Here is a 10041-nt window from a genome sequence, read left to right on the forward strand (position 1 = left end):
CCGGCGCCCTCCGCCCGGACGCCCCCGGCACCGCCGTGGCCCGCGCCCTGGGTGCGGCCCTGGTCCTCAACGTGGCGGCGCTGGTGCCCCCCTTCCTCACCTCCACCGTCTTCGCGTGGCTGCGCACCGCGTGTGACCCCTTCGAGCTGGTGGGTTTCTATCCCATGCTCACCCTCCCCTCGGCCGTGCTGGCCTCGGCCTCGGGGGTGCTGTGTGGCCTGGGGGCCCGCCGGCCCTCGCGGGGCGTGGGGCTGCATGTGCTCCTGGTCCTGCTGTCGCTGGTGCCCACGGTGTGGCCCATCGTCGCCGGGCCCCAGGTCTTCGCCTTCAACCACTACCTGGGACATCTCCCCGGCCCCCTCTACGACGAGGCGCTGGTGATGACGCCCGCGCTCGGCTGGTTCCGGCTGGAGACGCTGCTGTGGGCCTGGGTCCTCGCGGGCCTCGCCGCCGCGTTCCTCAAGGTGGACTCGGGGCACCTGTCGCGAGCCTCCCCGCGCGTGGGCGTGCTCGTGGGGCTGCTGCTGCCCGCCGTGGCCATCGGCTTCCTGGAGGTGAAGGGCCCCCAGCTGCGCACCCGGATGACGGACGCTTACCTGGCGGAGGCGCTGGGCGGCGTGCGCGACACGGAGCACTTCCGGCTGCACTACCCCCGGGGCAAGTCGCGCGAGGACGTGGACCGGATGGCCCGCGACATGGAGTTCCGCTGGACGCAGGTCCAGCGCTTCCTGGGCGTGGCCCCCACCGAGCGCATCCGCGTGTGGCTGTATCGCAACGAGGAGGAGAAGCAGCGGCTGGTGGGCGCCGGCCGCACGCAGTACGCGAAGCCCTGGCGCCACGAGCTGCACATCCAGGACAAGCCCTTCCCCCACTCCACGCTGCACCACGAGCTGGCCCACGTCATGGCCGCGCCCGCCGGCAGCGGTCCCTTCCGCGTCACCACGCGCCTGGGCCTGTGGCCCCTCATGGGCGTCATCGAGGGGTTCGCCGTCGCCGCGGACGGCCCCGCGCAGGGGGACCTCACGCTGCACCAGTGGGCCGCGGGCATGCGACGCCAGAAGCTCGCGCCCGACATGCGCAAGCTGATGGGGCCGGAGGGCTTCTACCAATCCGCCCCCGCGCGCGCGTACACCGTGGCGGGCTCCTTCCTCCTGTACCTCGCCGAAACCTATGGCTCCGACAGGCTGCGCGCGCTCTACGCGCACGCGGACTTCCAGGAGGCCTATGGGCGGCCCCTCGACGAGCTCGTCGGTGAGTGGGAGCGCCATGTCGACGCCCTGCCCCTGGACGACGCCGCCGTGGCCCGCGCCTTCGCGCGCTTCCGCGCTGGCAGCCTCTTCAGCCGCGCCTGTGCGCGCGAGGTGGCACGCCTCACCGAGCCCGCCCGCGCCTCGCTCGTGACGGACCCGTCGGACGCGCTGGAGCGCTACACCCGCGCCGCCACCCTCCAGCCCGAGGAGCCCGCCTACCGCCTGGGCGAGGCCGCCGCCCTCTCCGCGCTGGAGCGCTACGACGAGGCCACCACCGTGCTCACCACGCTCGCGGGCAAGGTGAAGGGCCAGACGGTCTCCGAGGCCGAGGTGGCCATGGCGCTGGCCGACGTGGAGACCCGGCGCGAGCGTCCCGAGCGGGCCCGAGTGCACCTGGACACCGTGCTGGCCCTGGACGCCACGCCCGATTTGACGCGCACCGCCCAGGTGAAGCTCGCCGCGCTGGAGTCCACGGCGCGCCGCGCCGGCATCGACGCGTACTTCCTGGCCCCCAAGGAGGAGCTGCGGCTCTTGCTCCTGTCGCGCGCCCTGCAGGCCCTGCCCTCGGACCCGTACCTCAACTACCTGCTGGGCCGCAGGCTGCAGCAGGTGGGCTCGCCCGTGCTGGCCGGCGAGTCGCTGCAACGTGCGCTGTCGGACGATTCGCTGCCCCTGTCCCTGCGCCGCGAGGCCTTGCGCCTGAAGGTGGAGGCTTCCTATCTCTCGGGCGACTGCGGCGCGGTGCGCCACGTGGTGGGTGTCCTCCCGGACTTCGGCCCGGCCTTCAAGGCCACCGCCCGGGAGTGGGTGGAGCGGTGTGATTTCGAGGAGAAGACCTTCCGGGGCGTGCTGGTGCCACGACAGGCTTTCCGCTAGCCGCGCTTTCCGCTAGGCAGGCAGCCCACACAGCGGCGACGAGCCAGGTCATCAGGAGGGAAGCGATGCGGTTCGAGACGAGGCAGCGAATCCAGGGGACGGTGGACGAGGTGGAGCGCGCGCTCCTCGACGAGCGGTACTTCGAGTTCCTGCTCAAGCACCATGGCGTGCTGCTGGAGCTCCAGCCGCTCGAGGTGAAGGCCGAGGGTGACGTGGTCCGCCGCCGGGTGCGCTACCGCCCCAAGCCCGTCATCGAGAGCATCGGCCCCAAGCGCGTGCCTCCCGAGTGGTTCGCCTTCATCGAGTCGTCCACCTACGACAAGCGCCGCAAGGAGCTCACGTTCACCAACGTGCCCACGTCCCACACCATCTCCAAGATGCTGGTGAACACGGGCACGCTGCGCTTGCGTGATTTGGGCGCGGGCCAGACGGAGCGCTCGCTGGACGGCGAGATCTCCCTCAAGCTGCCCTTCCTGATGAAGCCCCTGGCGCTCATCGGCGAGAAGGTCATCCAGGGCGAGGGCCTGAAGATCCTCGACAACGAGGTTCCCGTCCTCAACCGCTTCATCTCCGAGGTCATCCGCAAGGGTTGAGGCACGCGAAGTGCAGGCGGGGCCGTGGGGAATGGGTTGACTTCCTCCGCATTGTCTTCGTAAGGCCCCGCCATGCTCTACCGCTTCCTCGCCATCTGCGCCCTGTCCCTCCTGGCCGCCTGCGCTCCGAAGCGCATCCCCGGCACTGAAATCGACGACACCGACGAGACCCGCGCCATTTTGGCAGTGATGGAGGCCTATCGGTCTGCCATCGAGGCACGCGACGCCCACGCCATCCAGGCGTTGGTGTCGAAGGACTTCCGCGAGGACGCCGGCACGCCGAGTGATCCCGAGGACGACCTCACCGCGGCGAACCTGGGCCCGTACCTGGAGACGCTCTTCCCGCAGCTCCAGTCGCCCAAGGTGGAGATGGAGGTGCGCAAGGTCCAGGTGGGCAAGGACATCGCCACGGCCATCTACTACTGGAAGCTGAACTTCCGGATGCCCGGCCTCACCTCGCGCCCGCAGAAGGAGGCGGAGCTGGAGCAGATGGTGTTCCGGCTCGAGGGCAACCAGTGGAAGATCCTCACCGGCATCTGAGGCCTCACAGCCCCAGGAGCGCCGCGTGGCCCTGGGGCCCCATGGCCGTCAGTGCGCGGGCCCGGGTCAGGTAGGTGCGGTAGTCCTTGCGCACCAGCTTGTCCGCGGGCAGCGCGGACAGGTGGTAGTCCCGGATGCGGCTCGCGGTGAAGCGCACCGCCCCGAAGAGCGCGTGGCCGAAGAGGCCCTCGCGCTCCACCGGGGCCAGCGGGCGGACCTCCTGGTAGCCGCGCACCAGCGCGCGACACAGCTCCGGCAGGTACTGCCCGCCGTCGAAGCACCAGGCGTTCAACGTGATGACCAGGTCCAGGCCATAGGCCTCGCGGCAGGCCATCTCGAAGTCGAAGAAGGCGCCCACGCTGTCGCCCAGCCACTTCACGTTGTCGGTGAAGAGGTCCGCGTGGATGACGCCGAGCGGCTCCAGGCCCTGTCGCCGTGACTCCGCGTGGGTGAGCATCCCCTCCAGCTCTCCCGAGAGCGAGGACAGCGTCGTGTCCGGGTGGCGCGCCAGCTCCACCAGCCACCCGCGCACCACCTGGGGGGAGTACGGGTTCTCGCGGCTGCCGCCGAAGGACTGGGTGTCGCGGTGCAGCTTGCCCAGCTCGGTGCCCAGCCGCTCCAGGTGCTCGGCGGTGAGGCCCGGGTGGCGCTTCTCCTCACCGGGGAGCCAGCGGAAGACGCTCACGCGGCCGCCCGCGAGCTCGACGAAGGTGGCGCCCTCGCGCGTGGTGAGCTGCACGGGCGAGGGGAAGCGGTGCGCGGCCAGGTGCGCGAGCAGGGCGGACTCGAAGCGCAGGTCGTCCGAGGAGCGCACCGTCGTGTGGCGGACGAAGTAGCGGCCGGTGTCGGTCTCCAGCCGGTGGTTGGTGTTGATGGAGCCCTGGGGGATGGGCGTCACGCCGAGCACGTTTCCCAGCCCGAAGGTCTCTGCGATGCGCGTGAAGACGTCGGGGGACAGCACCGTGTGGACCGCCATTGCTCACTCCTCCCGTGCTCCGGGCTCCGTCCATTGACACCCGCGAGGGGCGTACCTAATAGCATCCAACTCCAGCGCGGGGAGACAGGTCCATGAGCACCGAAGGTCACGGCGACTGGAAGCGACGCGAGAGCTGGAAGAGCGCGCTGACGCAGGTGGCGGTGGTGGCGGTGGTGCTCGCGGGCGCCGTGGCCTGGTTCGTCCACCGGGGAACGGTGCGAAAGGAGACGGAGGAGCACCTGCGCGCGGCCCGCGCCGCCGCGCTGCGAGGCAACCCGTCCGATTTGACGCGGGCCATGGCGGAGCTGGAGAAGCTCTTCCAGTTGGACTCCGACGCCCGCGACGCGCAGGCGCTGGCCGCCGACATCCAGACGGTGCTGTGGCTGGAGCACCATCAGCCCGGCGCGGATGCGCGGGCCCGTGAGTACCTGGCCCGGGCCGAGGCGCTCGACTCGCGCTCCGGTGAGCGGCATGGGGCTCGCGCGCTGCATCTGCTCGCGGAGGGCAAGACGGCCGAGGCGGAGAAGTACCTGGCGGACCTGCAGACGCAAGGGGCCAACAGCCCCCGGCTCACGCTGGCGCAGGCGTTCACGCTCCAGGCGAAGGGGGACCTGCCCGGCGCGCGTCAGGCCTTCGCCCGCGCGGCGGAGAACGCGTATCGGGATCCGCGCTTCACCACGGCGTACGGGGAGGCGCTGCTGGACGAGGGGCAGCCCGCCCAGGCCGTGGAGGCGTTCGAGAAGGCGACGAGCGTGAACCCGGACCACCTGATGGCGCGGCTGGGCATGGGGCTGGCGCACGCGTACCAGGGCAAGAAGCTGGAGGAGGCCGAGCGCGCGCTCGCCACGGCGCGGGAGAAGCAGGCGGAGCTGACGCCCGCGCTGACGTCGCGCGCGGGGGCGCTGAAGGCGGAGCTGGCGTTGTCGCGTGGCGCCGCGGACCAGGCGCTCCAGGAGGCGGATGCGGCGCTGAAGGCCGTGCCGGATGACGTGCATGCGCTCTTCGCACGAGCTCGGGCGCTGGCGGCGCGCAAGGTGCCCGAGGCGCGAGGTGCGTTCGAGGCCGCGGTGGCGAAGCGCAAGACGGCGCCCCTGCTCTACCTGGACGGCGCTCGCAGCTTGCAGGCCGCGGGAGACACCACGGGCGCGCTGGCGCTGCTGGATGCGTATGAGGGCGCGTTCGGGGCCATCCAGGTGGCGTCCGCGGACGGGAAGAAGGTCCCGCTGCTGGAGCAGGACGGCCGTTACTGGCTGGCGCGCGGCGGGCTGCTGGAGGCGGCGGAGCGGCAGGACGACGCGCTCGTCGCCTACGACAAGGCGATTGCCGCCAAGGGCGTGGGGCTGGCGAAGGCGCAGTACGCCAAGGGTGCGCTGCTGGTGCGGCGCAAGGACTACGAGGGCGCCAAGGCGCTGCTCGCGGTGATTGCGCCGGACACGGGCGCGGGCTCGCTGCCGGAGGCATACAGCGCCATGGGCGACCTGCTCTTCGCTCAGAGCGCGTACGCGGCGGGCTGCCAGCACTACTACTTCGGGCTGGTGCGCGCGCGGGCGCAGGGCATGCCTCGCGAGGAGCTGGCCTCGCGCATCGACACGGTGAAGAAGGGCCTGGAGTCCGCGGGACAGGGCGCCATGGCCAAGGCCTGGCTGAACGAGACGGGCGCCCTGCTCCAGTGAGGCGCCCGCCGCGAGCGGCTACAGCAGCTCGGCCGCCTCGAGCGGCCGGTACTTCGCGCGCACCACGCGCCACTCGCCGTCGGCTTCCTTCTCGAACGTCCCCTCGATGAGGTACGCGTTCAGCACGCTGTCGGCCGCCAGGTCCTTCACGCTCTCAGCCTGGGAGCGGCCGAAGATGAAGCGCGCCTGGAAGTCACCCTGCGTGGGCGAGACCTCGTGGACCTCCAGGTTCGTGGTGAAGATGCGGACCCACTGACCGCGCAGCACCTGCCCGGTGAGGATGCCGCGCACCTGCCGCGAGTCCATGCCGCCGTCCGTCTTGAAGCGCTCGGACACGCCCTCCATCACCTTGCTGATGTCCTTGGCCTCCGCGGCCCGCGTCATCGTGATGACCTGACGCGTGACGGCCTCCGGGACACCGGGCTCGTGGCGCGGCCAGAAGTAGAGCACCGCTCCGGCCGCCACCAACGCCAGCGCCACGCCCACCACCCGAGAACGCGACAACGTCACCATGTGCTCCTCACGCCGCCTCGGGCTCGAGCACCAGCTCGTCCGCGTCGATGATTTCAGCGGGCCGCAGCGCCTCGCCAATCTGCTTCAGCCGCCGGTCCGAGAGCTGCTCCAGATACGTCCGGATGTGCGGGAAGGCCTGCACCAGCGCATGGAACGCGTTGCGCTCCAGGAACGCCGCCGCCGTCTTGCGCGTGGCCACCACCGTCGCCGAGGCGCGCAGCCCCGTCAGCAGTGAAATCTCCCCCGCCACGTCGCCCTCGCGCAGCACGCCCAACGTCACCGTGCCGCCCGCCGGGTCCTCCTTCTGCACCACCAGCTCACCGGCCAGCACCAGGAACAACCCCGGCGAGTGCTCGCCCTCCACCAGCACCTTCTCGTGCCCCTGCAGCGCGCGGAAGGTGAAGCGCTGCAAGAGCGCGCCCCGCTCCGACTCCGGCAGCGTCTGGAACATGGGCGAGGTGGCCATCAGGTTTCGCGCCATGCGCTGCTGCGCGAAGTCCGCCAGCACCTGCGGCACCGCCGGGTGGCTCTTGGCCACCGCGTTGAGGTGCTCGCGGCGGATCTCGAAGACCTCCGTGTCGGACACCGCGGACACCGTCGCCGTCGGCGGCGCGCCCGTCAAAAGAGCAATCTCCCCGAAGATGGACCCACCGCCGAGGAAGCCCAGCGTGCGCGCCTCCCCCTCCATCTGCCGCGTCACCTCCGCCTTGCCGGCGACGAGCACGTAGAGGTGGTCCGCGGGCTCGCCCTCTCGGCTCACCACCTCCTCGGGACGCACCCGGCGCCACGCCATGCGGCCCACCAGGTCGATGAACGCGTCCCGGTCCAGGTCCGCGAACAGCGGCAGCGGAGGACGGCTGTTCGGGTCCGCGGAGCCACCCGGATCCGGCGCGGCCAGCACCTCGATGGCGCGGTTGGAGAGCTCCTCTCCAGCCAGCCCCATCAGGTCCGTCTCCACCTTCCCGTCGTAGAGCGTCTCGGGCGGCAGGGGCGGCGGCACCACGGCGCGACCCGGCGCGCTGCGCACCGCGCGCGAGTGGACGCGGATCAGCGTCTCCTTCAGCCGCCGCTCGCTGGGCGCCAGGTCCAACCCCAGCTTGCACGCGGCCATCGCGGACAGCAGGTAGTCGCGACGCAAGAGGCCCTCGGCCGTCGCGTGGTACGACGTGACGGCGCGCTCTCGCTCGCCCAGCTCGGCCAGACACCGGGACGCCATCATCCGGGAGCGGTGGTCGGCGGGAACCCGGCGCACCGCCTCCGCGAACACGGCGAGGGCGCGCTCGAACTGGCGCTCCTCGATGAGGTCCATCCCGAGCTCACGCAGCGACGACTCGCTCATCCCATCTCTCCACGTACGAACGTTGTTGGCGAGCGCCTCACGGCTGTATCTCGCTCAGGTACATCTCGGCCTTGCGCTTCGTATCGGAACCCTCGGCCGCCGTCTCGATGACGACCTTGAACTTCTCCGCGGCGGAGCGCGGGTCCCGGTCGCGCTCGATATACGCGCGCATGTAGAGCTCCTCCACCTTCTTGCTCAGGTCGTCCAGGCCGTCCCGCGCCCGACGGTCCCCCGGGTTGAGGCGCAGGGCCTCGCGGAAGTTGCTGCCCGCCCCCGCCAGGTCGCCCTTCTTGAGCGCCGCCTGCCCCGCCGCCAGCGCCGCCGACGCGAGCTGCTCGTCGAGCGTGCGCCCCAGCGAACCATCGAAGCCGATCTGCCGGTACAGCTCCGCCGCGCGGCGCAGGGGCTTGGACGCGGACTCCAGCGCATTGGACGCGAGCTTCTTCTGCGCGTCGTCCAGCGCGCGCTGGAACTGGGGGATGAGCGTCTTGAGCTGGCGCGAGCGGTCCCTCACGTCCTTGTCCGCCTTGAACTTGTCCACCACGCGGTCGCACTCGAGCACCGCGCGCTGGTAGTCGCCGCCGTTGAAGCGCCGCTCCACGTCCGTGAAGGCCTCCGCGATGAAGCGCTTGCGCTCCTCCTTGGCCCGCTCCTCGCTGCGCTCCCGGCTGGCCCTGTCCCGCGCCGCGCTGTCCCGGGCCTCCTTGGCCAGCTCCGCCTGCAGGTCCTGCAGCTTCTGCGAGTACGCGGGCCGGTTGAGCTCCGGCACCTGCTCCAGCAGCGACTGGGCCGTGGCGACGTCACGCGCCGCGAGCGCCTCCTCCATCTTCTGGATGCGCCACAGCTCGTCCTTCGTCTTGACCTCCTGCTCCAGCTTGCGCCGCACGTCGTCCGTCTTGGCGGTGCCCTGGGGCGTCTCGGACAGCTTCTGGCGCGCCCCCTCGAAGTCGTTGGCGTCGATGAGCTCGCGCACGGCCTGGAAGGACTGCTGCACGAGCAGCTCCTTCGCCGCCGCCTTGCCCAGGCCCTCCTCGTCCACGCCCGGGCGCAGCTTCTCCGCCTCCTCCACCAGCTTCACCGCGCCGGCGAAGTCGTCCGAGCGCACCGCCTCGCGCGCCTTCTGCATCAGGAGCTTCGAGCGCTCCACGTTGGGGTCCACCGGAGGCGGAGGCGGCGGGCCCGAGGGGATGAGCATCAGCCCCAGCATGAGCAGCACCACCACACCACCGCCCACGCCGATGAGCAGCTTCGCCTTCGAGTTCCCTCCGCCGCCGGTGACGGCGCTGCGCGGAGGCGGACGCGGCCGGGGAATCGCGATGGCGCCCTTGCCCTTCTTCACACCGCTGGCGTCGCGATTCTTCTCCTTCAGCTCGTCCGGCATCCGGTAGTTGGCGTTGGTCGCCTCGTTGAGCCGCGGATCATTCGGGTCCACGTCGGCGCCCCGGGACGCCCCCGCCGCCTTGCGAGCCTCGTCGCGTTCCTTCGCGGCCTCCTCGCGCTCGCGCTTCTCCTCCGCCTCGCGGGCCTCCGCCTGCTCGCGCAGCTCCTTGATCTGCTCCGCCTCGTCCACGAAGCGAAGGCGCGTCTTGCCGATGGCGATCTCATCCCCGTGCTTCAGGGTGCACTCGTCCACGCGCTGATCATTCACCTGGGTGCCGGAGATGCTGCCCAGGTCTCGCATCGCCACGCCGCCCTGGCCGTAGATGAGCTCCAGGTGCCGGCGCGACACGGACTGGTCATCCAGCACGAAGTCGCAGTCCTTGCCGCGCCCCACCACCATGCGCACGCCCTGGAAGCGCTTCTTGCGCCCGCGGTCCGGCCCCGCCAGCACCAACATCTGCACCGGGGGCCCGGCGCGCGTGGCGTCCGCGTTGTCGTCCTCCTCCTCCTGGCGACGCCGGGACTCCTCGCGCACGTCGGACACCGAGGCCACCCGCGTCTCGTCCGTGCGCGAGCGCGGCGGCTCGGCGTCCCCGTAGAGCTCCGGGTTGGCGGGGCCGTCGGGCTGGCCCTCGTCTCCGGAGGGTGGCGCGGCGAAGTCCTCGTCGGAGGACACCTCGCGCGGAGGGCGGCCCCGGGCTGGGGGCTTACCTCCGGCACCAGGGCGAGGGGGGGATGGAGGACGAGCAGGCATGGGGTCGGGTCCAGGTCTCCGAAACGTCCGGCATCTTAAAGCGGCGCCACCACGGTGGGAATGCGACAAGCCCGCCCTTGGGGAAAGAAGCGGGGCCATTGTCCGTTGCCCAGGACGTTTCCCCCTCCTATGTAGGTTCCCACACCC

General features: G+C 71.3%; 8 protein-coding genes. 4 read left to right on the forward strand and 4 right to left on the reverse strand.

Features of this window, described 5'->3' with window-relative positions:
* The 3 genes from FL311_RS44450 to FL311_RS36810 all read left to right on the forward strand — a co-directional run.
* The coding region (locus FL311_RS44450) for a hypothetical protein (protein ID WP_141332357.1) at positions 1 to 2126 on the forward strand (2126 nt) is incomplete at its 5' end.
* Positions 2127 to 2191: 65 nt separating this feature from the next.
* A complete protein-coding gene (locus FL311_RS36805; RefSeq protein WP_141332358.1) occupies positions 2192 to 2719 on the forward strand; it encodes a hypothetical protein in 528 nt (175 codons plus the stop codon).
* Between the two features lie 72 nt (positions 2720 to 2791).
* Positions 2792 to 3259 carry a nuclear transport factor 2 family protein gene (locus tag FL311_RS36810; RefSeq protein ID WP_141332359.1) on the forward strand — a complete coding sequence of 156 codons (468 nt, stop codon included), beginning with the start codon at positions 2792 to 2794 and terminating at the stop codon, positions 3257 to 3259.
* A gap of 4 nt (positions 3260 to 3263) precedes the next feature.
* On the opposite strand, the gene FL311_RS36815 is transcribed toward FL311_RS36810, so the two are convergent.
* Positions 3264 to 4235, reverse strand: coding sequence for a homoserine kinase (locus FL311_RS36815; RefSeq protein ID WP_141332360.1), 972 nt, complete (start codon positions 4233 to 4235; stop codon positions 3264 to 3266).
* 92 nt (positions 4236 to 4327) lie between these two features.
* Between FL311_RS36815 and FL311_RS36820 the strand changes: the two genes are divergently transcribed.
* Positions 4328 to 5908, forward strand: a complete 1581-nt coding sequence (locus FL311_RS36820; RefSeq protein ID WP_141332361.1) for a tetratricopeptide repeat protein — start codon at positions 4328 to 4330, stop codon at positions 5906 to 5908.
* Positions 5909 to 5926: 18 nt separating this feature from the next.
* Here FL311_RS36820 and FL311_RS36825 read toward each other — a convergent pair whose 3' ends face one another.
* Genes FL311_RS36825 through FL311_RS36835 form a run of 3 tightly spaced genes read right to left on the reverse strand, consistent with a single transcriptional unit; the run spans position 5927 to position 9816 of the window.
* Positions 5927 to 6421: a hypothetical protein gene (locus FL311_RS36825; RefSeq protein ID WP_141332362.1), complete on the reverse strand. Its 495-nt coding sequence runs from the start codon at positions 6419 to 6421 to the stop codon at positions 5927 to 5929.
* A gap of 7 nt (positions 6422 to 6428) precedes the next feature.
* Positions 6429 to 7760, reverse strand: coding sequence for a cyclic nucleotide-binding domain-containing protein (locus tag FL311_RS36830; protein ID WP_141332363.1), 1332 nt, complete (start codon positions 7758 to 7760; stop codon positions 6429 to 6431).
* Between the two features lie 37 nt (positions 7761 to 7797).
* Positions 7798 to 9816, reverse strand: coding sequence for an FHA domain-containing protein (locus FL311_RS36835; protein ID WP_228557324.1), 2019 nt, complete (start codon positions 9814 to 9816; stop codon positions 7798 to 7800).
* Positions 9817 to 10041 lie beyond the last annotated feature (225 nt).

Source organism: Myxococcus sp. AB025B (genome assembly GCF_006518215.1).
Lineage (GTDB): Bacteria > Myxococcota > Myxococcia > Myxococcales > Myxococcaceae > Myxococcus > Myxococcus fulvus.

Coding starts and splice junctions, on each gene's coding strand:
- FL311_RS36810 (WP_141332359.1), top strand. CDS start 2,792: ATGCTCTACCGCTTCCTCGCCATCTGCGCCCTGTCCCTCCTGGCCGCC.
- FL311_RS36815 (WP_141332360.1), bottom strand. CDS start 4,235: ATGGCGGTCCACACGGTGCTGTCCCCCGACGTCTTCACGCGCATCGCA.
- FL311_RS36830 (WP_141332363.1), bottom strand. CDS start 7,760: ATGAGCGAGTCGTCGCTGCGTGAGCTCGGGATGGACCTCATCGAGGAG.
- FL311_RS36820 (WP_141332361.1), top strand. CDS start 4,328: ATGAGCACCGAAGGTCACGGCGACTGGAAGCGACGCGAGAGCTGGAAG.
- FL311_RS36805 (WP_141332358.1), top strand. CDS start 2,192: ATGCGGTTCGAGACGAGGCAGCGAATCCAGGGGACGGTGGACGAGGTG.
- FL311_RS36825 (WP_141332362.1), bottom strand. CDS start 6,421: ATGGTGACGTTGTCGCGTTCTCGGGTGGTGGGCGTGGCGCTGGCGTTG.